Raw genomic sequence first — 20,752 nt, 5'->3', positions numbered from 1 at the left:
AAGAACATGAAGCCATTCGATCCACTCCGCCTTGATCGAGCCATTGCTCTGGGAAGAGACACGTTCTGCGTCGTGTTCAGCGGCAAGGAATATGAGGATATGTATTCCTACATCCTTGTTCACGAAGGGGGGTTGGAGCAGCCATGGTCCCGCTCCGATATTCCGCGCAAGATCGACGGTCTTACCGGTAGAATGGGAGAGGATGGTCGACCGATCATCTACGCTCTAAGCGATGAAGGCGATGTTTATACCCTACCCATGGGGCAGAACTCCTCGCATCGGAAAATCGAAGGAGCTGGCGTCTATTCCGACGATGCGACCGACCTCGGATACGTCAACTCCATAGCTCTGATTGGGAATGCGTTGTTCGTAACCGGCTATCACTCGCAGCTTTACCGTCTGACCGAGAGCGGCATAACCTGGTTTCACAAGGAAAAGCTGCCGCAAGCACCAGAAACCTACGATTATCTCCTCTTCGGCGATCTGGATGGCTCGACCGAGAGCGACCTCTATATGAATGTGACCTATTCACCGACAAGCACAAACAGGGAATTGACGGAGGAAGAGGAGGAGGAGATGGGCCGCCTCTACCTTGCCGGTCGGAACGAAGAGGCTGCAGCCATTCGAAGAGCCTCAGAGGGGCCAAGCCGTGTCCTGGAAGGCCGCCTTTATCACTGGAATGGGCAGGAATGGCAGGTCGTCGCCAAACCACGCTCGGGAAAATATTATCCGGAACCAGCTACGCTTTCGGACATATTCGTCGAGTCCTCAGAGAAGGTCTGGGCTGTTGGCGGTAATGGTGTCATTTTGGTCGGGAATGCCGAACATGGATTTCAGGATATTTCCTTCAAGGGAAATGATGAAAAACTGCGTTCAATCACGAAATTCAAGGATCGGATGGTGATCGCATCAGACTACGCTTTGCACTGGTTCGATGGGCATCTGCTGTCACCTTTGAAGCCCATCCTTGATCCGAGCATCAATCGCAACATTCCGAACCCTCTCAAAGTCCAGGCCGTCGACGATGTCCTGTATTATTTCGACTCGAAGCATGGTGTGCACACCTTTGACGGTGATCGCTGGACAGAAATCGAAATTCCACCTGAATTGTTGGAACGCCATTTCAAAGGGTTGCCGTCTGAGCCTCGATGATTGACGCTAGCGACGACGATGAAGATTTCGAGGAGCTCTATGGAGAGCTAATGGTCGCACCCGTCAAATTCGTTGTCGCTTGCGCCGCAGCCGACGGCATCTTCGTTATCGCGACGATCCCTGACGAACTGCCGGAGGATGCGGAATTTACCCGTCTTTACTACCTGTGCCCAGAAACGGAAGAGGTGTGGCACTACCGGGATTGGCCCAACGAACAGGTGGTGTCGCTATGCCTGCGCCGAGAGCGGGAAGGGGTGAGACGCGCAGCCTGCGCCTTGACGGGGGAAGGAGACATCGAGATCGCGAACTCCGCGGACGAGACCTATGAAAAAATCTCCGGCGCGGGTCTGATGGGAGCGCGCGCGCTGGGCGCGGTGACGCGGATCAGAGAGATAGGCTCTACCTTGTTTGTCTGCGGCAATTACGGACAGGTCTATCGGCGCGACGAGACCAGTTGGACGCCTATCGATGGAGAACTGACGAAACTTGGCAAAAGCGCCCGCAGCTTGCCGTTCCCAGATGCCGCGTCGGTTTCCGACGACATGTTGCGCCAGTTTACGCAATCAATGCGGCAAGCGCCCAACTTCAACGATATTGGCGGCACAAGTGAGACAGACATCTATGTTTGCGGCAATGGTGGAAATCTCTTCCACTACGACGGCAAGGCCTGGGCGAAGATCGACATCCGATCTGACGCCATCCTGACCGCCATGCATAGCATCTCAGCAGACGAAGTGTTGGTCGTGGGTGAAGACGGCATCGTTTTGACTGGGAACGCCCGGGCTGGCTTCCGCAGTTTGGGCGAATTTTTCCCCGGCGATTACATCTGGTCGGTCCGCAGCTTCCAAGGGAGGACCTATTTAGGAACCTTGCACGGCCTCTACGTGCTAGAAGGTTCTCGTGTGAGGCTGCTCACGAGCGGAAAGTTGGACGGCAAGACACAGGTCATCAGCCTCGACAGTGTGTCTGATAACGCTTTGTGGATAGCGACCAATCGTCATGCGTTCTGTTACGACGGCACCGCGTTTACCTTCTATGAGCATGGCGACAACTTTGCGTACTAACGGCTTTCGTATACCGAACCCACTGCAATGAAGAAACCAGCTGTCATAGGCCGTTCAAGGGCGATGGCGGGAAGGACAGCCTTGACCAAATCGCACGTGACGAGCTTGACGAAGTCTGTCGATAAACTCGGTCAGGCGCATAAGACGTGGCTGAAAAATCAAACTCCAACATCTTCGAGATCGAGTGGTTCGACGAATTTCTCTCTGCTTACAAGATCGATAATGTCATTCGCCCGAGCGCGGCCGATGTGACAACTCGAAGCTTTTCGCACGATCGGTCATTACCGTCTGATCGATCATTAATGTGCGCTACGCCATGAGCGCACTCCATATGGTGGAGATATCCAGTTCTTGATTGGAGGTCGCGTGAACAACTACCAAGCAAGGCTCGATTCCATCGTCGAGGACTTCGCTGCCCCGGAAAGCGGGACTGCCGCCCCCGATGTCGGGCCCTATCGCGGCAGGGTACCGGAGGCGCTGATCGACTGCTGGCAACAGAACGGCATCGGCACTATTCTCGACGGCTATTTCCAATTCTGCGATCCTGCGCGATATAGCGGCGTCGTGAGACGTGTCTTCGCTGGTGACCCCGAAATCCATCCCGAGCAGACGCATGTCCTGGGGTTCGGCGCGTTCGGAACGATAATCGCGTGGAACGAAGTTTATCAGAATGTGACCATCGACCTCGTGAATGGTCAGGTATCGTGCCAGGCGCTGGTCAACGGCAAGACCTACGATCCGAATATTGCCGTTACCAGCGAGGTGATGTTGCTCGATGACCCGACCTTCGACGAATACGATGCTGACGCCCAAAAGCTTTTCAAGCCGGCGCGTTCGAAGCTCGGCAAGCTCGGCATGGGGCAGATCTATGGGTTCAGGCCGATCCTGGCGCTCGGCGGTAACAGGGCTTTGGCAAATCTGTCGATCTGCGAGGCATTGCCGCATATGGCGATCTTGGCACAGGCGCATGAGATGCGATTGATGGACAACGCTCCATTCCCGCCGCAGCCGGTACGTCGGATCGGAAGCTGATGCTAGGCGCCGGTTTGAGCAGAGGGAGCTAAGGCTTTTCATGGAGCAATATCGGGAAAAACTGGAGGCCGTAATAGCCAAGTTCACTGCCGGTGGGGCCGAGAAGGGCCAAGGCGGTCCGGCGGATCCGCGCAAGTACGAAGGACGCCTGCCCAGGTCGGTCTTCCAGCTCTGGCAAAGGCTCGGCTTCGGTGTTTTTCTGGACGGCTATTTTCAGCTTTGCGACCCGGACACATACCATCCGATCCTCGATCAGGCACTGGGGCGCGACTCTGATCTAGAGCCAAGCCGGACACATCCGGTCGGCTTCAGCGCATTTGGCGAAATCATCGCCTGGAACGAGGACCACCGTGATGTCCGCGTCAATCTCGTTGACGGCCAAGTATCCTGCCGTTGGCTCCTTGCGCCCAAGCAGGGAATCGATCCCAATATAACGCTTTTGACGCGCCTGCTGCTGGCTGATGACGCTTCCTTCGATCCACTCGACGTGAAGGGGAAGCCACTTTTCAAGTCCGCCCGGTCGCGGCTCGGCAAAGTGGAGCCTGGCCATATGTACGGCTTCAATCCTATCCTCGCTTTCGGCGGCAATCGTACCGCCGCTTGCCTCGTTGCCTGCGAAGCCTTGCCACACATGAGCATCCTGGCGCAGGCACAGAACCTCAAGCTCATGGACATGAATTCATATCCGCCGCGGGTGGTGCGGACGATTGGATGATCGGCGACAGGTGCCTGCTTGTTTGTGTGAGCCCGAAACAAAAGGCAGTAATAATGAGCGAACTTTTCATTACCTATCAAAATGCTTTGAAGGATTTTGGCGAACCGCAGGGCGGATCACCACTGTCGTCTATCACACTGGACGCTTACCGCGGTCGAATTCCGGATAGTTTTCTTGACTTTATGAGCCTTAATTCCGCGGGCAAGTGGCTGCAGGGCTATTTCAGTTCTGCAATCCGGAGGACTATCAATCGGTCCTGGCGCTGATTCTTGGCGGCGATGAGGACCTGAAGCCGGAAAGAACGCATGTTCTCGGATTTTCGGCTTTCGGGGAGATAGTCGCCTGGAACGAAGATTATAAAACCATCAAAATCAATATGCTTTATGGACGCGTCAGCTGCTCGGAATTGTTTTCGCCCGAGCCTGATATGGACTCTGAAATCACGTTGGGCATTGCGATCGGCAATGTGAACGCAGATTCCTACGACAATCCTGACGAAAATGGGAAGCCGATGTTCAAGCGCCTGCTCCGCGCACATGGCGAACTGGAAGTGGGGCAAATCTACGCGCCCAAACTTCACCCGGCTCTGGGCGGGCCGATTACCATCGACAATCTCCGTCCAGCAGGGGCGCTCGCGGCCATGACGATTGCAGCTCAAGCCGGGTCATTCACTCTTTACAACACCACCATACCAGCGGTTCCGGCGGTTCGCGACATTGGGGCATAAGGGGTATTCAAATAAGTCAGCGCCTCCTATGTCCCGATTATTCACCGACAGGCGCATCACCTCGCATCAGGCCGAGCGATTTCAGGTCCTCCCACAGCGCGTGAGGGATATGTCTGTTCCGCGCGCGGTCGTTTGACGCCACTTGATCGATCGACTGCCCACCCGGGATGACGGAAACGACAGCCGGATGGAAGAGCGGAAAGTTGAGAGCCGCGTCCGAGAGGGCGACATTGTAGTTCAGGCAGACCTGCTCTATTCGCCGGACCTTGTCGACGATCTCGGAAGGGGCGTCGGAGTAATTGTATTGCGCGCCAGCAATCGGTCCTGTCGCCAGTATGCCGGAGTTATATGGCCCGCCCAGCACTATGCCGATAGCGCGGGCTTCGCACATGGGAAGAAAGGATTCCAGCGCCTCCTGCTCGAGCAGGGTATAACGTCCGGCAAGCAGAAAGAGGTCGAAGTCGCCACGCTCGGCAAGCGTCTGACACATCTGCCATTCGTTTATGCCGCCACCGATGGCCTTCACCACTCCCTGGTCGCGCAGCGAGATCATTGCCTGATAGCCGCCGCTCATGAATTGCTCGAAATAGTGGTCGCAGGCCGCCTGGGTGCCGTGGTTGAAGACATCCAGATCGTGTACGAACAGAATATCGAAGCTGTCGAGGCCGGTGCGCTCGAAAGAGGCTTCGAACGATCGCATGACGCCATCGTAGCTGTAGTCGAAAACTTCCCGGCGACTGGGAGTATCGAAGAATTTGCCGATGCCGGTCCGCTGTTCGGGTCGGCAGACCTTCATGATCCGGCCGACTTTTGTCGACACCACGAAGTCTTCGCGCTTTTTGGTTGCAAGGAAGCGGCCGACTCGCCTTTCTGCAACGCCAAGCCCGTAGAGCGGCGCGGTGTCGAAGTAGCGGATGCCGTATCGCCAGGCAGCATCCAATACGGCTGCCGCCGCATCATCGGTGATTGCTCGATAGAGATTGCCGAGCGGCGCCGTGCCAAACCCGAGTTCCGTAAAGGTGAGCCCGCCGTCTCCCCTGCGATCCCAGTGTCGCGTCTTCATGTCAACTCAGTACCCTATATTTGCCTGCCACCGGTACGAGTTTGATCGTCCCGTTTGATATCGACCGCGAACGCTCCCCGCAGGCTCTCACTTGTCGCGACGTGACAGTTAATATGGCGCTCCCACACGGGCTGTCGATATCATCGCCTTTCCGGTGCTCATGGCGTGGAAGTCCGGCTGGTCTGCATCAACTGCTCGCGTTGGGACTTCACACCCAAGGAGGTAAAGGGCAAAACCGGCGTGCGGTGCAGCTCGGCATGCGTCCGATACGGAGATTGGCGACCGCCGATGCCGTGCATTGCGGCCGCGCGCACCGACGAGCCCTTGCGGCAACAATAGGAGCTGTTCGCACACAAGTGGAACACTACACCGAATTCGTTACCTTCCGATTTAACGAAGCTCAAACCAGTATCGTCGTATAACAGGTTCGTTACATGGTTGGGGAAGGTGGATCAAACGCGGTGAATGGCATCTGGACGCAATTCGGCGGCAACCTTTCCTTCGTATCCCTGGCAATGTCGCTCTGGGCGCTCTTTTCGATTCAGTTTCAGCGCCGGTCCTTCATGCAGGAGAGGATCGCCCTCGGAATCATAGCCGGCGGCGCCTCCATCGGATCGATATTGCTCGCCATCGAATTTCATCCGGGCATCTATATCGATCTGCGATTTTCGCCGCTTGCATTGGCCGGCATGTTCGGTGGGCCGATCGCTGCGGCTTTTGCCGCTTCGCTCGCGATGGCCTTTCGATTTGCCGTCGGCGGCACGGCGATGGTCGACGGGATCATCACCATGGCTGTGGCTGCCGGCATTGGTGTGGCCGGCCATTTCTGGACCCGCAAGAGATCTCCGGTGCTTATGGATGTTGCGTTGCTGAGCCTCGCCCTTGGCGTTGCATTGGTCCTATCCATGGCTGTCCTTCCCACTCTGGTGAGTGCTCAGGTGCTCGCCGGCGTCGGTTTTCCCCTGACCGCGTTGAATTGCCTGGCAACCGTTCTGGGCGGTTTCGTTCTGCTGAAGACACAGCAATGGGAGCTCGAACGCAGCATTTTGGTGACGGCGTTTTCGCAGTCGCCCGACTATCTCTATGTGAAGGACCGAAACAGCCGGTTCATCACCGTCAATGAAAACATGACCCGCCTCTTCCGTTTCCGAACGACGGCGGAGATGATCGGATTGTCGGATTTCAATCTGATGTCGCGACCGCTCGCCGAGAAACTCTATTATCTCGAGCAGCAGGTCATAGACACCGGCGTGCCGCTGATCGATTCCACCGAATATATCGAAGGCAGATTCCTGCTTGCCTCCAAGGTGCCGCTCCGGGACAAGCAGGGCCGAGTGATCGGCCTGGCCGGCGTGACACGTGATGTGACAGAGCGCACGGCGCTGGAGCGGGAATTGCGTGAAAGCAAGAACCTCTTGTCGCATGCAATGGCCGGCATGTCGGATGGTATCGCCATGTACGACAGCAAGGGTTTTCTTATCTTTTGCAACGATCAGTACCGCAGCGCCTTTCCGCTATCTGGCGATGCCCGGGTGGTCGGCGCGCATATCAGCGACATCCTGCGCCGTGTCGTCGAAACCGGCGAGCGGCCGGGCGTCGTCGAGGGGGATCCGGAAGAGTGGATCAAGCTCACCAGCGCGACGCTGCACAGCAATAAGGACGAAGAGGTTCAGCTCCACAACGGCGACTGGCGCAGCATCCGGACGCGACTGGCAGATGATGGCACGGCGATGGCTGTCGTCTCGGACATCACGGCGACGAAGCAGGCGGAAATCGCGCTGAGGCTGTCGGCGGAACAACTGAGGAATCTGGCCGAGACCGATGGGCTGACCGGCATCGTCAATCGTCGCGCCTTCGATGAAGCTTTCGCGCGCGAGACCGCGGGCAGCGCCCGGAGAAACACGCCGTTCAGCCTGCTGATGGTCGATATCGACCGCTTCAAGGCCTATAACGATACCTATGGGCATCCGGCCGGAGACCAGTGCCTGCGCGTCGTCAGCAAATGTCTGCGCCAATCCGTCAGCCGGCCGGCGGACATCGTCGCGCGCTATGGTGGCGAGGAATTCGTGGTGTTCCTTCCCGACACCAGCGCCAAGGGTGCGATGATCGTCGCCGAGCAATTCGCCCGTCGCCTGGCCAAGGAGAATATGGTTCATTCCGGCAGCGAATTCGGGCGGGTCACAGCCAGTATCGGCATATCCTGTGCGACCGGAGCAACGCTGCGCGCCAGCCCGAACCGTCTGCTCGCCGAGGCCGATACCGCGCTCTACGAGGCCAAGACGCAAGGCCGCAATCGCATACTGGCGCATTCGCGCGAGAACGGGCATGCGCTGAAGGAAACCGGTTAGACCGAAATCCTGTTCACCTCCCGGAGAATTGCGCGCGCTCGATAGGATTTTTCTATCAAGCCATCGCTTGTATGGCCTTGATGTTTGTCCCGCTTCGACAATACACGGGCGCATGGACACAAAATTCATTGGCAAGAAATCGGCGGCGGCCGGAGGCTGGGGTGCTTTGAAGAGCTGCGGGAAGCAGTTGCTTCAAAGCGGGATGCCGATCGCCGGGGCGCGAACGATGCTGAAAGCGAACCAGCCGGATGGGTTCGATTGCCCGGGCTGCGCCTGGGGCGACCCGGAACACGGATCCTCGTTCGAGTTCTGCGAGAACGGGGTCAAGGCCGTCGCCTGGGAAGCGACGGAGAAGCGGGCAACGCTGGCTTTCTTCGCGGAAAATACGGTATCCGAGCTTCGCCGGCTGTCGGATTACGAGCTTGAGCTCAACGGTCGCCTTACCCATCCCATGCGCTACGATGCGATAAGCGACCGCTACCTGCCGGTCGCGTGGGAGGATGCCTTTGCCGAGATCGGCGGCATCCTCAGGGGCCTCGATAATCCCGATCGTGCGGAATTCTATACGTCCGGCCGGGCCAGCAACGAGGCCGCCTTCCTCTATCAGCTGTTCGTGCGCGTCTACGGCACCAACAATTTTCCCGATTGCTCAAATATGTGCCACGAGGCGAGCGGTATCGCCATGCGCCAGGCAGTCGGGGTAGGCAAGGGCACCGTTCTGCTGGAGGATTTCGAAGAGGCCGACGCGATCTTCGTGATCGGGCAGAACCCGGGCACCAACCATCCGAGGATGCTTGGCGATCTGCGCCGGGCGGCACTTCGCGGCGCGCGCATCGTCGTCTTCAATCCGATTCGCGAGCGTGGCCTGGAGCGCTTCTCCGATCCGCAGGACAAGATCGAAATGCTGCGCGGCGCGTCCACCGATATCGCCAGCCATTATCTCCAGCCGCATCTCGGCGGCGACATGGCCGCGGTTCGCGGGATGGCCAAGGCCGTGCTGGCTGCGGAAGACGCCGCCGTCGCCGCCGGTCTGCCGCCGGTCCTCGACCATGCATTTCTTGTCGAACACTGCGCGGGTTTTGCCGAATACCGGGCAGCGGTGGAGGCGACGAGCTGGGCCGACATCGAAGACCAATCGGGATTGAGCCGAGAGGAGATCGAACGAGCAGCCGATGTCTATATCGCTGCCGAGCGGGTCATCTGCACCTGGGCGATGGGCGTGACGCAGCATCTGCATTCGGTGGCAACGATCCGAGAGATTGCCAACTTCATGTTCCTGCGCGGCAATATCGGTCGGCCCGGCGCCGGCCTCTGCCCGGTGCGCGGCCATTCCAACGTGCAGGGCGACCGAACCGTCGGCATCAACGAACAGCCGTCGGACGATTTCCTCGATGCGCTGGAGGCGCATTTCCGCTTCACCGTCCCGCGCCAGCACGGCCACAATGTGCTCGGCGCGATCGGCGCGATGCTTGACGGCTCGGCCGAGGCCTTCATCGGGCTTGGCGGCAATTTCGCCCGTGCCACGCCCGACAGCGCACTCGTCGAGAAAGCGCTTCGGCGGCTGAAACTGTCGGTGCATATCGCAACCAAGCCGAACCATTCGCATCTGATGCCTGGCGAGACGGCCTTTATCCTGCCGTGCCTCGGACGGACCGAAATGGACCTCAACGCCGCCGGCAGGTCCCAGCTCGTCAGCGTTGAGGATTCGATGAGCATGGTGCATGGTTCCGCCGGCATCAATCGTCCGGCCTCACCGCATCTCCTTTCGGAAGTCGCCATCATCGCCGGCATTGCCCAAGCGACGGTCGGCTCTTCCGTGGTCGACTGGGCGGAACTTGCCGAGGACTATGATCGCATCCGCGATCATATCGAGGCGACCATTCCCGGTTTTGAACACTACAATGCGCGCCTGCGCAAGCCGCGCGGTTTCCACCTGCGCAACACCGCCGCCCATCGGGAGTGGCGGACGTCCACAGGCAAGGCGTCATTCTCCTGCCAGGCGCTTCCCGAACAGACGGTGCATCAGCGGGCGCGAAAAGGCGAGGGACGCTTCGCCCTGCAGACGTTCCGCTCGCACGACCAATACAACACCACGGTCTACGGCCTCGACGACCGATACCGCGGCGTCTACGGAGAGCGGCAGGTCATCTTCATTCATCCGGAGGACTTAAAGGCGATGAATGCCGAGGCCGGCGACCGCGTCGATGTGGTTGGCGAGCACGATGACGGCATCGAGCGCGTCGCACGGAATTTCCGCTTCATGCCCTACGACATTCCGCGAGGCAGCATCGCCGGCTATTATCCCGAGCTGAACGTGCTCGTGCCGCTTGGCAGCGCCGGCGAGGAAAGCGATACGCCGAGCTCGAAATCGATCATGGTTTCCTTCCGTCGGCGACATGCCGCGTGAGCGAAGAGGCATCCGACGCCGGCCGATTTCTCGCTCTTGTCGCTGCAGCGCAAGACAGGGATGCCAGGCTGACGCCGATACAGGCCGGCCTGCTCGTCGCCGCGGAGCTCAAGATCGCATCTGACAGCCGCTCTTTCGCACGCAGTCTGGGGATCGCGCATGCGCTTGTGCTGCGGGAACTCAATGCACTCGCCGAGGGTGATGACACGCTTGAGATCGTCAAGCGGGATCCGAGGACGATGCGAGCGTTCTACAGATTGGCGAAGTCCTGAAGCAGGTCGCGCAATATTTGCAGCGAGTTGCGATGTCGGCGATGCCGGCCGGCTTATCGACCGCTCACGCGCTTCCTCGTGTCTGAGGGGTATTCCCCATAGGTCGTTTTATAGACCGCGGAAAAGCGGCCGAAATGAAAGAAACCCCATTTGAGGCAGACGGCCTTCATCGTCTCCTTGCTTTCGGGATCGAGCAGATCCTGGCGCGCCGCGCGCAGGCGAAGCATCAGCAGATAGGCGGCGGGAGACGTTCCCTTGAAGGCGCGGAAACCCGTTTCGAGTGCCCTGCTCGATACGCCGGCCGCTTCGGCAACCTTCGGCATGGTAATAGGCTGATCGATATTGGCCTGCATGAACTCGATCGCCCTGCGCACATGCCTCGGAGCGATCAGGGCGGGCCCCTTTTCGAGGAAATGCGACAGCCGGTGCGGCACCATGCGCACGACCAGATCGGCAAGCGCCTGCGTCATGTGCGCCATGGCGATCGGCGACTGCAGCAAGGGACCGTCGTCGCGCATTCCGGATATGATCGTTTCGGTGAGATTGCCGATCGTCCGGCCAACCGGCGTCGATAGATCCAGTTCCGGCAGCAGGTCGAGCGATCCACTGAACGGCATTTCGAACGTCTGGCCGATCGTCTGGAGGATAACGGGCCAGTTGATCAGTAGTTCGTCGATGACGTTCCCTTGCCCATGCATGAGAACGCTATCGGGTTCGAAATTGTTGTAGAGAAGCAATTTCCCGTGCCCGGCCTCAGCCTTACGCGCGCCATAGGTCACCCCCATGCCGCCGCGGCGGGGGACGACGAGCGACAAATACTCCGCCGTGCTGGCAGTCGGCTCGATGTTGAACTGAAACTCCGCCTCATGATAGCCGGTCAGCAGGACCGCGCTGTTCGCCATCGAAAAATCCAGTCCCCAATGGAAGTCCTTGGCGCGGCCGACGGGCTCGGCATCAAACGCGCCAAATGCACCACCGAGGGTTTCCACCATGTTGTCGAAGGACGAACCATAGAATCGAAAGGAGAATGGCTTTGCGCTGTTTTCTGTCATGCTGTTCCCGTCACACGGCGGTCGAGATGATGTACGTCGCTCTTTCTGGCCGCAGTCGCTGTCATTCCTTCTCCTCCGCGCTTGGTCAGGGCCTGTTGAATGAAGCGAAGTGCGAGGCCCGGGCGTATATTAGCGAAAATGCGGGCTCAGCGCAGCACGTGGCGGCGCAGGGGAAAGACTTCAACCGGATGCGGGCGTTGAAAGGTGTTCGACCAGGCGAAGTCGAGACCGAGCCTGGCTGGTGCCGGAAATGCGAAAATTTCGAATGTTTTAACGATAATGCCCATCGGTCGGACTTTCCTGGCCGGCCGGCAGGAACTGACAGAGCCGGCAGGACTTGGCAAGCCTTGGCGCTGCTGTCTTTCGTGGTAATCCGATGATGAAACGATTAGCCAGCTTGCACGGACGGCGCGCTTTAATGCGCCATGCAAAAGTCGCCTGCCGAAGGTTCTAAAGTGGACCGCTCGAGATAGCCTTCGGCAGGCTGACAGGCAGTTGGCATACGCACGGGATGGAGTGCGTATGGATGAGCCCCTCCCATCATTTGGGGTGATAGATAGAGGGGTTTGGCTTTCAGACCGTCGACCATCATGGCCACGGTCACGATTACTTTAGTGTTCCGCAGCCATGGAGCAATTGTCGCGCGTCGATATTGTCGGGCGATCGGCTTTTCGCGACGCAGTCTGGACTGGTCCTGCGCAAAATGTACAGGCCGGCGCGCCGCTGTCCCGTCTTCGCCGCTGCGCATCAGAGATTCAATGCGACTCGTCGGCCAATACCTCCGAACGCAATTCCCGGCCAAGCCAATCGGCCGCGCCGTGGGTGGTGGCGAGCACCAGCTGTCGCCTTCCTCGAAAAAACGCTCACCGGCATGATCCAGCAGGGTGACGCCATTGCCGTGCCGTCCCAGCACGCTGACCTCCAGCAGCCACTTGGCTCCGAGCCTCTTCAAGTCCGGCGAAGCGGTACGTCCGCGGTCATGCTGAAGCTCCTTGCCGATGAAGGGATCGGGTGAAAGCATCGTCACTAGGTGCCGCCGATGGCGCGTTCGGCATAATCGGCGACGTGCTAGTCACCCGGCACGCCGTCCCTGGCCATGTTTGCCGTATGCGCCCCGAAGACGATCCGATTGCGCAAGCTGTGCCCCGCGCAGGCTGACGGGCGAAAACAGACGCGGAAAAAGTTTCGACATCGTAATGTCTCAGACAACCGGCTTGCCGGTTGAGTGGCGCGGCGAGGGACCGAAACTCGGTGTCGCCGGCCAACCCGAAAGAGGCCGCGCGCGGAGCGTCAGAGCGCGACCGAAAGGGTATTCTCGCGTCGGGCAGCGATCTCCTGCGAATTCACCATCGCGCCGGCGAGCTGACGGAAGGTGACGAGCCCCAGGGTTTCCCCCGACGGCGACACCACCCTGGCATCGTCGTCCGGCGTGGCGGCCAGCATGCGGACGGCCTCTTCGACCGTCGTGCCCGAGACGATCGTCAATCCGCCCGGTGTGGCGGAATGCAGCGGCGTCATGACGGCATCGACATGGATGACCCGTCCCCGGTTCACTTCCTTGACGAAGTTGGCGATGTAATCGTCGGCCGGGCGCAGCACGATGTCCTGGCTGGTGCCCTGCTGGATGACTTCGCCGTCGCGCAGGATGGCGATCTGGTCGCCAAGCCGCAACGCCTCGTCGAGATCGTGGGTGATGAAGACGATAGTCTTCTTGATCTCCTTCTGGATGTCGAGAAGCACTGACTGCATGTCCGTGCGGATCAACGGGTCAAGGGCCGAATAGGCCTCGTCCATCAGAAGCACCGGCGCATCGTTGGCAAGCGCCCGCGCCAGGCCGACACGCTGCTGCATGCCGCCGGAAAGCTGGTTGGGGTAGCGCTGCTCGAAGCCTTTGAGCCCGACCCGCTCCAGCCAGCGCATGGCGATGTCGATGGCTTTGGCCCGCTCCATGCCCTGCACTTCGAGGCCGAAGATGGTGTTGTCGAGGACGTTGCGGTGCGGCAGCAGCGCAAACTTCTGGAACACCATCGCCGTCTGCTGCCGGCGGAACGTCCGCAATTCGGTCTCGTTCATCTTCACGACGTCCACGCCGTCGACCAGCACTTCGCCGGATGTCGGGTCGATCAGCCGGTTGATATGGCGGATCAGCGTCGACTTGCCCGAACCCGAAAGGCCCATGACGACCTGGATGCAGCCGGAGGGGATCTCGATATTGATATCCCGCAGCCCGAGCACGTGGCCGTGCTTCTGGTTGAGCTCGGTCTTTGTCAGGCCTTTCTGCACCGCCTCGACATGGGCGGCGGGGTTGGGGCCGAAGATCTTGTAGAGGTGGCGGATCTTGATGCCGCCGAAATGCTGCTCAGCCATGGACGGTCTCCCGATGCTTCTGGAGCCTTTTGCCATATGCCTGGCTGACCCGGTCGAAGATGATGGCGATGCCGACGATGGCAAGGCCGTTGAAAATGCCCAGCGTGAAGTACTGGTTGGCGATCGCTTTCAGCACCGGCTGGCCAAGGCCCTGGACGCCGATCATCGAGGCGATGACCACCATGGCGAGCGCCATCATGATCGTCTGGTTGATGCCGGCCATGATGGTCGGCAGCGCCAGAGGCAGCTGCACCTTGAACAGCTTCTGCGACCGCGAAGTGCCGAAGGCGTCGGCGGCTTCGAGCACGTCCTTGTCGACGAGCCGGATGCCGAGATCGGTCAGGCGGATCATCGGCGGGATGGCGTAGATGACGACGGCGATCAGGCCGGGCACCTTGCCGATGCCGAGCAGCATGACGACCGGGATGAGGTAGACGAAGCTCGGCATGGTCTGCATGACGTCGAGGATTGGATTGACGATGCGTTGCAGCCGGTCGGAGCGGGCCATCAGGATGCCGATCGGAATGCCGATGGCGATGGAAAGAACCGTACAGACGAAGATCATCGAGACCGTCCGCATCGTGTCGTCCCACATGTCGAAATAGCCGATCAGCATCAGCGTCACCAGACAGCCGGCGACGACCTTCAGGCTGCGGCTGCCAAACCAGGCGATGGCCAGGATGATCGCGGTGATGATCGGCCACGGTGTCTGCGTCATGAAGCGCTCGGCGGCGATGAGGAAATGCTGCAGCGGCACGAACAGGCTTTCGATGCCGTCGCCATAGCTGCGGGTAAATCCGCGAAAGCCGTCATCGATCGCCTTCTTCAGATTGCGAAGCGCGTCATCGTTCATGTGCGGGAATTTATAAAACCATTCCATCTCGGTTCCCCTTTCGTCAAACAGCCGCGGCAGTCTTTTTGATCTTGTCGGCGCGTGAGAAGCGGTGCGCTTTTCGCGCACCGCAATTTTTGGCTTTAGAGAGCAGCTTCGATCTTCGCGGCTGCCTCCGGCGAGACCCACTTGGTCCAGATGTCCTTGTTTTCTTTCAGGAAGTGCTTGGCACCGTCTTCGCCGGTCGCCTGGTTGTCAGTCATCCACGACATCAGCTTGTTGACCGTGTCGTTGCTCCAGGAGCGCTTCTTGAGATAATCCATGACCTCGGGGCCGACCTTTTCAGAAAAGGGCTTTGCGACGAGGGTCACGACGTGATCGACGGGCCAGGCCGCCGGCTTCGGATCAGGGCAATCGGCAACAGTGATGCAGCGCTTCCATTCGGCGGCATCCTCCGGCACACCGGCTTCGAGCTTGACCATCTGATACTTGCCGAGCAGCGCGGTCGGCGCCCAGTAGTAACCGACCCAGCCTTCCTTGCGTTCGTAGGCCTTGGCGATCGAACCGTCGAGGCCGGCAGCAGAACCGGTGTCGACGAGCGTGAAGCCCGCCTTATCGGCCCCGAACGCCTTATAGAGCTGCGAGGTGACGACCGTGCCGCCCCAGCCCTGCGGGCCGTTGACGATGGCGCCCTTCTTCGGGTCCTCCGGATCAGGGAAGAGTTCCGGATGCTTCAGCACGTCGCCGATGGTCTTGATGTCGGGATGCGCGTCGGCGACATATTTCGGAATCCACCAGCCCTGCACGCCGCCGTCCGGCAGCGGCGAGCCGACCTGCACGATGCGGCCTTCTTCCGTGCCCTTCTTGACGACATCAGGCAGCAGATCGATCCAGGCTTCAGGAGCGATATCAGGCTGGCCCTTTTCGGCCATGGACGTGATCGTCGGGACAGTGTCGCCGACGGTGATGTCGGCGCTGCAGCCGTAACCTTCGTTCAGGATGAACTTGTCCAGGTTGGAGAGAACTTCGGCGCTCTGCCAGTTCATGCTGGCGATGGTGACGGTGCCGCATTCGGCGGCGCTGGCAAAAGACGCGCCGCCAAGCAGGCCGAGCGTCAAACATGTCGATGCGAGTAGTTTCTTCATTCTAGTTCCCTCTATTAGCGGCTGATCTAGCCAGGCGGGGTGCCGCAGTACCCACCCTCAACGGTCGTCAGGAAGCGTCTCCCATACTCACCGATTTCTTGAATGCTGCCGATAGTCCACCTGCCACCGCAGCGTCGAATCCGGCGTCGCGCATGCCTTCGATGGCTGCCGCGGTCGTGCCGCGATGGTCGAGAAAGGCCGCAACGGTATCGTCAGGAGATTCGTCGCGACGTTCCGCGAGGTGGCCGGCGCCGACCAGCACCGTATTGACGGCGCGCCGCGCAATCTCCGTCGAAAGGCCATAGGCGACAGCGTCGCTCATCATGGCGGCAGCGAGCAGTGCGGGAAATGCCGGACCGGATCCGGAAAGGCCCGTGAGGTAGTCGATGTCGCTTTCGCTTGCGACTTCGTCCTGTAACCCGCAAGCCTCGAAAATGGCGCCGACAAGGGCCCGGTCATCTGCGGTGACACCACTCGCGCCGATCCAGGGCGTATAGGATCTGGTTACTTCGGCGGCAGCGTTCGGCAGCGCGCGGACGACGCGACCGGTGTTATGGCGTTCTGAGAGGGCGTCCAGTCGGATGCCCGCCATGACCGAGATGACGAGCTTGCCGCCGGCATCGAGCGTCAGACCATGCCAGTCACCGGGGCGAACGGAGAGAATGATCACCTCCGAGCGGTTGGCAAGCGCCTGATTATCCGAAGTCCAGGAGGAGTTCGGGAAGCGGTGCGGCTGCTCGCCGCGATAGGAGAGACAAAGATCTCGAGAATCGACCAGGCCGGCATCAATGATCGAGCCGGCGATTGCCCCGCCAAGCCAGCCGCCGCCACCGATTATGCCGATCCTCAAGGAAACGCTCATCTCCGGCCTTCCTCTAACTGGGCCGATAGCCGTGCCGGGCGAAGAAGCGATCAAGCTCCCTCTGCTGCGGCACTTCGCCCGTGTAGATCGCAATATACTCCGGAATCCGTTTCATGCGGACGGCGATATCCTCCATCGACTGCATGGAGATGTACCCGATCTGAACGAGGTATGTTGTTCGCGCTCTGACATCCGATGTCGTTTCTGGTATCCCGAACCGCATAAACATGCGCTTCAGCGCCTCCAGCCGGATCTGGTCGGCGTTCTGGACCTCGGCTAAAAGCGCACCGGACTGCAGCGCCCAGCTGCGGATGGCGAACTCGAATTTCGCGTCGAAGAGATCTGTGTTGAGCCAGCAATCGAAGACGTTGAGCATCGCCTCGGCCAGCGATTCCGCGTAAGCCTCGGACTGCTTGATGATGTTGCCGGTGTTTTTGTCGCGCCACCGCGCTACCAATGCGCTCAACAGTTCCTCTCGATCCTTGAAGAACCAGTAGAAGCTCGTCCGCGACAGATTGAGCTTCTTCGCCAAGGGCAGAATTTTCACTGAGTCAACCCCCGACTCGAGCAGGGAATGGTAGGCTGCTTCCAGCCATCCCTCCTGCGATCCGCGCCAGCCAGTGTCATTCAAAGCCTGATCCATGGATTCTCTCCTATCAAATTACGAGGCGGCGCACAAGAAAAATGTACATATGTGTATATATCAATGACTTCGCTGTTTTCCGCGTTGACACCTGTGTACATTGCGAATAGCGTTCCCTGGTCGTTTTTAATCCGGAACCACGGCCCATGTCGAATGATCCTCTCCTTCAGCCTTACCAGCTCAAGCATCTGAAGCTGCGCAACCGTATCATCGTGACCTCTCACGAGCCGGCCTATCCGGAAGACGGTATGCCGAAGGAAAGGTATCGCGCCTATTCAGTAGAGCGGGCAAAGGGCGGTGTGGCCCTGACGATGACGGCGGGTTCGGCGGCCGTCTCCAAGGACAGTCCGCCGGTCTTCAACAACCTGCTCGCCTATAAGGACGAGATCGTGCCCTGGATCAGGGAAATGACCGATGCGGTGCACGAGGAGGGGGCGGCGATCATGATCCAGCTCACCCATCTCGGCCGGCGCACGCGCTGGGACAAGGGCGATTGGCTGCCGGTTGTGGCACCGTCGCATCATCGCGAGGCTTCCCACCGTGCCTTCCCGAAGAAGCTTGAAGACTGGGATATCGAGCGCATCATCAGGGATTTTGCCGATGCCGCGGAGCGCATGAAAGCGGGCGGCATGGACGGTGTCGAACTCGAGGCCTACGGTCACCTGATCGACCAGTTCGTGTCGCCGCTCACCAACGAACTCGATGGCCCCTATGGTGGTTCGCTCGACAACCGTCTGCGCTTCTGTTTCGACGTGTTCAAGGCGATCCGGAAAAGGGTGGGCGACGATTTCATCCTCGGCCTGCGCTATACGGCCGACGAATGCCTCCCCGGCGGCACCGGCAAGGCCGAAGGGATCGAAATCTCCAGGCGGTTGAAGGAGAGCGGCCTCATCGATTACCTGAACGTGATCCGCGGCCACATCGATACCGATGCCGGTCTGACCGACGTGATCCCGATCCAGGGCATGGCGAATTCCCCGCATCTTGATTTCGCCGGCGAAATTCGCGCCGCGACCGATTTTCCGACCTTTCATGCAGCGAAAATCCCGGATGTCGCCACGGCGCGCCACGCGATCGCGGCCGGCAAGGTCGACATGGTCGGCATGACCCGCGCCCACATGACCGACCCGCATATCGTTCGCAAGATCATCGAAAAGCGGGAAGAGGAAATTCGGCCCTGCGTCGGCGCCAACTACTGTCTCGACCGCATCTACCAGGGCGGGGCCGCCTACTGCATCCACAATGCCGCCACCGGCCGCGAACTGACCATGCCGCATATCCTTGATAAGGCCGATGTGAAGAAGAAGGTCGTTATCGTCGGCGCCGGACCGGCCGGTCTAGAGGCGGCGCGGGTCGCCGGGGAGCGCGGCCACAAGGTCGTCGTTTTCGAAGCGGCGAACAATCCCGGCGGCCAGATCCGCCTCACCGCTCAGAGCGAACGCCGCAGGGAGATGATCAGCATCATCGACTGGCGCATGAGCCAGTGCGAGAAATACGACGTGACCTTCCACTTCAACACCTGGGCGGAAGCCGACACGATCGAAGCCGAAAACCCCGATGTCGTCATTATCGCGACGGGCGGCCTGCCGCATACCGAAGTTCTTTCGAAGGGCAACGAGCTGGTGGTCTCCTCATGGGATATCATCTCCGGCGACGTGAAGCCTGGCACTAACGTCCTGATTTTCGACGATGCCGGCGATCACGCCGGCCTTCAGGCGGCGGAATTGCTCGCCAAGGCAGGCGCCAAGGTCGAGATCATGACGCCTGACCGCTCCTTCGCGCCCGAGGTTATGGCGATGAACCTGGTGCCCTATATGCGCTCGCTTCAGAAGCATGACGTTACGTTCACGGTCACCTACCGGCTGGAGGCGGTCGAGAAGAGCGGCAATCAGCTTGTCGCCCATGTCGGCAGCGATTACGGCGGGATCGCCCGGCAGCACAACTACGATCAGATCGTCGTCAATCACGGGACCATCCCGCTAGAAGAGCTCTATTTCGAGCTGAAGCCCAATTCGAGCAATCTCGGCGAGATGTCGCACGATCAGCTTCTGGCGGGAGAACCGCAGTCGGTCGTTCGCAACCCCGAAGGCAAGTTCCAGCTTTTCCGGATCGGCGACGCTGTCGCTGCGCGCAACACGCATGCCGCTGTCTATGACGGTCTGCGCATCGCGAAGGATATATGATTGCAGGAGAGGCGCTGGCCGGCCGGCTAATCATCGTGTTTTAGGGAGGGGATGACATGAGTACGCGTGGGGAGAGCCTGCAGTTTTTCTTGGACGCGGCGTCGCAGGCTTTCCAGACATTTGCGACAGCCCCGGAGGCGCGGCGGTCGATCCGGCAGTTTCTCGCGAGCATGGAACAGCCGGGAACAGCGCGTGCCGGGGACGGGAGCCGATTGCCGGTCTGTGCTTACCTTGATGTGGCGCTCGCGATCGATACCTCTTATGATCCTTCGCTGGGGCGATTGGTCGAGGCGTTCAAAGGCATCGAGCCAATGCTTGAATGGCGTCGGCGCACCAAGTATGACCACTCGGCGAGCGACAATTTTGTCGATGGGCATGCCAATGCGATGATCATCGGCCCCGGCGGATTGGAGGAGCGGAGCGACCTGTGGCTCGGGGTGACGTTGATGGCGCCGCATGTGCGCTATCCGGATCATGATCATGCGCCGGAGGAGGTCTATCTCGTGCTTTCCGAGGGCGAGTTCAAGCAGGGGGAGGGGAACTGGTTTTCGCCTGGCGTCGGCGGATCGTTCTATAATATCCCAGGGATCAAACACGCCATGAGGTCGGTCGACACGCCGCTCTTTGCCTTCTGGGCGTTGCTTGCCGAACGGCCGCACTAGCGCGATGCGCAGATTCAAAACCTTGCAGCGTCCTATGCGCATCTGAAAAGACCTCCGGCGCTATAGGGATCAGCATTCGAAATAACAAAGGGGATTGCAATGAAGATTCTCGTGCCCGTCAAACGGGTTGTCGACTACAACGTGAAGATCCGTGTGAAGCCGGATGGTTCGGGTGTCGAGCTTGCCAATGTGAAGATGTCGATGAACCCGTTCGACGAGATCTCGG

Annotated in this window: 18 protein-coding genes and 2 pseudogenes; 11 read left to right on the top strand and 9 right to left on the bottom strand. The window is 59.6% G+C overall.

Features of this window, described 5'->3' with window-relative positions; translation table 11 throughout:
- Window positions 1–6 precede the first annotated feature (6 nt).
- The 5 genes and pseudogenes from A7X77_RS33115 to A7X77_RS16850 all read left to right on the top strand — a co-directional run bounded on the left by A7X77_RS33115 (window position 7) and on the right by A7X77_RS16850 (window position 4,690).
- Window positions 7–1,152, top strand: coding sequence for a hypothetical protein (locus A7X77_RS33115; RefSeq protein WP_156668120.1), 1,146 nt, complete (start codon window positions 7–9; stop codon window positions 1,150–1,152).
- Window positions 1,149–2,216 carry a hypothetical protein gene (locus A7X77_RS16865; protein ID WP_064684013.1) on the top strand — a complete coding sequence of 356 codons (1,068 nt, stop codon included), beginning with the start codon at window positions 1,149–1,151 and terminating at the stop codon, window positions 2,214–2,216. The genes A7X77_RS33115 and A7X77_RS16865 overlap by 4 nt, the downstream gene beginning before the upstream one ends.
- Window positions 2,217–2,582: 366 nt before the next feature.
- A complete protein-coding gene (locus A7X77_RS16860; protein WP_064684012.1) occupies window positions 2,583–3,248 on the top strand; it encodes a GAD-like domain-containing protein in 666 nt (221 codons plus the stop codon).
- A 40-nt stretch (window positions 3,249–3,288) separates the two neighbouring features.
- Window positions 3,289–3,963, top strand: coding sequence for a GAD-like domain-containing protein (locus tag A7X77_RS16855; RefSeq protein WP_064684011.1), 675 nt, complete (start codon window positions 3,289–3,291; stop codon window positions 3,961–3,963).
- Window positions 3,960–4,690, top strand: a pseudogene (locus A7X77_RS16850) (GAD-like domain-containing protein). The gene A7X77_RS16855 and the pseudogene A7X77_RS16850 overlap by 4 nt, the downstream one beginning before the upstream one ends.
- 37 nt (window positions 4,691–4,727) lie before the next feature.
- Here A7X77_RS16850 and A7X77_RS16845 read toward each other — a convergent pair.
- Window positions 4,728–5,753 (bottom strand): aldo/keto reductase, encoded by a 1,026-nt coding sequence (locus A7X77_RS16845; RefSeq protein WP_064684010.1) that lies wholly within the window; start codon window positions 5,751–5,753, stop codon window positions 4,728–4,730.
- A gap of 434 nt (window positions 5,754–6,187) precedes the next feature.
- Between A7X77_RS16845 and A7X77_RS16840 the strand changes: the two genes are divergently transcribed.
- From A7X77_RS16840 to A7X77_RS16830, 3 genes are all read left to right on the top strand, one after another.
- Entirely contained in the window at window positions 6,188–8,101 is a 1,914-nt protein-coding gene (locus A7X77_RS16840) for a diguanylate cyclase (RefSeq protein WP_064684009.1), read from the top strand.
- Between the two features lie 112 nt (window positions 8,102–8,213).
- On the top strand, window positions 8,214–10,508 hold the full coding sequence (locus A7X77_RS16835; protein ID WP_064684008.1) for an FdhF/YdeP family oxidoreductase: 2,295 nt from the start codon (window positions 8,214–8,216) through the stop codon (window positions 10,506–10,508).
- Window positions 10,505–10,780 carry a hypothetical protein gene (locus A7X77_RS16830; RefSeq protein ID WP_064684007.1) on the top strand — a complete coding sequence of 92 codons (276 nt, stop codon included), beginning with the start codon at window positions 10,505–10,507 and terminating at the stop codon, window positions 10,778–10,780. The genes A7X77_RS16835 and A7X77_RS16830 overlap by 4 nt, the downstream gene beginning before the upstream one ends.
- 53 nt (window positions 10,781–10,833) lie before the next feature.
- Here A7X77_RS16830 and A7X77_RS16825 read toward each other — a convergent pair whose 3' ends face one another.
- The 8 genes from A7X77_RS16825 to A7X77_RS16800 all read right to left on the bottom strand — a co-directional run bounded on the left by A7X77_RS16825 (window position 10,834) and on the right by A7X77_RS16800 (window position 17,681).
- Window positions 10,834–11,832, bottom strand: a complete 999-nt coding sequence (locus A7X77_RS16825) for an AraC family transcriptional regulator (RefSeq protein ID WP_064684006.1) — start codon at window positions 11,830–11,832, stop codon at window positions 10,834–10,836.
- A 146-nt stretch (window positions 11,833–11,978) separates the two neighbouring features.
- Window positions 11,979–12,119 (bottom strand): hypothetical protein, encoded by a 141-nt coding sequence (locus A7X77_RS33110; protein WP_156668119.1) that lies wholly within the window; start codon window positions 12,117–12,119, stop codon window positions 11,979–11,981.
- Between the two features lie 128 nt (window positions 12,120–12,247).
- Window positions 12,248–12,859 (bottom strand): hypothetical protein, encoded by a 612-nt coding sequence (locus tag A7X77_RS33970; RefSeq protein WP_245293756.1) that lies wholly within the window; start codon window positions 12,857–12,859, stop codon window positions 12,248–12,250.
- A gap of 263 nt (window positions 12,860–13,122) precedes the next feature.
- Complete coding sequence (locus tag A7X77_RS16820) at window positions 13,123–14,199, bottom strand: quaternary amine ABC transporter ATP-binding protein (protein ID WP_064684005.1); 1,077 nt, start codon at window positions 14,197–14,199, stop codon at window positions 13,123–13,125.
- Window positions 14,192–15,079, bottom strand: coding sequence for an ABC transporter permease (locus A7X77_RS16815; protein ID WP_012490081.1), 888 nt, complete (start codon window positions 15,077–15,079; stop codon window positions 14,192–14,194). Before A7X77_RS16815 ends, A7X77_RS16820 begins: the two co-directional genes overlap by 8 nt.
- A gap of 95 nt (window positions 15,080–15,174) precedes the next feature.
- Window positions 15,175–16,176, bottom strand: coding sequence for an ABC transporter substrate-binding protein (locus A7X77_RS16810; protein ID WP_064684004.1), 1,002 nt, complete (start codon window positions 16,174–16,176; stop codon window positions 15,175–15,177).
- Between the two features lie 67 nt (window positions 16,177–16,243).
- On the bottom strand, window positions 16,244–17,038 hold the full coding sequence (locus tag A7X77_RS16805; protein ID WP_064684003.1) for a pyrroline-5-carboxylate reductase family protein: 795 nt from the start codon (window positions 17,036–17,038) through the stop codon (window positions 16,244–16,246).
- 13 nt (window positions 17,039–17,051) lie between these two features.
- Complete coding sequence (locus A7X77_RS16800; protein ID WP_064684002.1) at window positions 17,052–17,681, bottom strand: TetR/AcrR family transcriptional regulator; 630 nt, start codon at window positions 17,679–17,681, stop codon at window positions 17,052–17,054.
- A gap of 146 nt (window positions 17,682–17,827) precedes the next feature.
- Here A7X77_RS16800 and A7X77_RS16795 point away from each other — a divergent pair, with 146 nt between their 5' ends.
- The 3 genes and pseudogenes from A7X77_RS16795 to A7X77_RS33105 form a co-directional block, all read left to right on the top strand.
- Window positions 17,828–19,864: an NADH:flavin oxidoreductase gene (locus A7X77_RS16795; protein WP_064684001.1), complete on the top strand. Its 2,037-nt coding sequence runs from the start codon at window positions 17,828–17,830 to the stop codon at window positions 19,862–19,864.
- Window positions 19,865–19,920: 56 nt separating this feature from the next.
- Complete coding sequence (locus A7X77_RS16790) at window positions 19,921–20,526, top strand: dimethylsulfoniopropionate lyase (RefSeq protein ID WP_064684000.1); 606 nt, start codon at window positions 19,921–19,923, stop codon at window positions 20,524–20,526.
- A gap of 99 nt (window positions 20,527–20,625) precedes the next feature.
- Window positions 20,626–20,752: pseudogene (locus A7X77_RS33105) on the top strand (electron transfer flavoprotein subunit beta/FixA family protein); the annotation flags it as partial.

This window comes from Rhizobium bangladeshense, assembly GCF_001662075.1.
Lineage (GTDB): Bacteria > Pseudomonadota > Alphaproteobacteria > Rhizobiales > Rhizobiaceae > Rhizobium > Rhizobium bangladeshense_B.
This window is presented reverse-complemented; position numbering and strand designations above follow the sequence as displayed.

What these genes read in the sequence shown, in the direction of transcription:
- A7X77_RS16840 (WP_064684009.1), top strand. Translation starts at nt 6,188, where the DNA reads ATGGTTGGGGAAGGTGGATCAAACGCGGTGAATGGCATCTGGACGCAA.
- A7X77_RS16865 (WP_064684013.1), top strand. Translation starts at nt 1,149, where the DNA reads ATGATTGACGCTAGCGACGACGATGAAGATTTCGAGGAGCTCTATGGA.
- A7X77_RS16835 (WP_064684008.1), top strand. Translation starts at nt 8,214, where the DNA reads ATGGACACAAAATTCATTGGCAAGAAATCGGCGGCGGCCGGAGGCTGG.
- A7X77_RS16855 (WP_064684011.1), top strand. Translation starts at nt 3,289, where the DNA reads ATGGAGCAATATCGGGAAAAACTGGAGGCCGTAATAGCCAAGTTCACT.
- A7X77_RS16795 (WP_064684001.1), top strand. Translation starts at nt 17,828, where the DNA reads ATGTCGAATGATCCTCTCCTTCAGCCTTACCAGCTCAAGCATCTGAAG.
- A7X77_RS16810 (WP_064684004.1), bottom strand. Translation starts at nt 16,176, where the DNA reads ATGAAGAAACTACTCGCATCGACATGTTTGACGCTCGGCCTGCTTGGC.
- A7X77_RS16825 (WP_064684006.1), bottom strand. Translation starts at nt 11,832, where the DNA reads ATGACAGAAAACAGCGCAAAGCCATTCTCCTTTCGATTCTATGGTTCG.
- A7X77_RS33115 (WP_156668120.1), top strand. Translation starts at nt 7, where the DNA reads ATGAAGCCATTCGATCCACTCCGCCTTGATCGAGCCATTGCTCTGGGA.
- A7X77_RS16845 (WP_064684010.1), bottom strand. Translation starts at nt 5,753, where the DNA reads ATGAAGACGCGACACTGGGATCGCAGGGGAGACGGCGGGCTCACCTTT.
- A7X77_RS16820 (WP_064684005.1), bottom strand. Translation starts at nt 14,199, where the DNA reads ATGGCTGAGCAGCATTTCGGCGGCATCAAGATCCGCCACCTCTACAAG.
- A7X77_RS16790 (WP_064684000.1), top strand. Translation starts at nt 19,921, where the DNA reads ATGAGTACGCGTGGGGAGAGCCTGCAGTTTTTCTTGGACGCGGCGTCG.
- A7X77_RS16815 (WP_012490081.1), bottom strand. Translation starts at nt 15,079, where the DNA reads ATGGAATGGTTTTATAAATTCCCGCACATGAACGATGACGCGCTTCGC.
- A7X77_RS16800 (WP_064684002.1), bottom strand. Translation starts at nt 17,681, where the DNA reads ATGGATCAGGCTTTGAATGACACTGGCTGGCGCGGATCGCAGGAGGGA.
- A7X77_RS33110 (WP_156668119.1), bottom strand. Translation starts at nt 12,119, where the DNA reads ATGGGCATTATCGTTAAAACATTCGAAATTTTCGCATTTCCGGCACCA.
- A7X77_RS16805 (WP_064684003.1), bottom strand. Translation starts at nt 17,038, where the DNA reads ATGAGCGTTTCCTTGAGGATCGGCATAATCGGTGGCGGCGGCTGGCTT.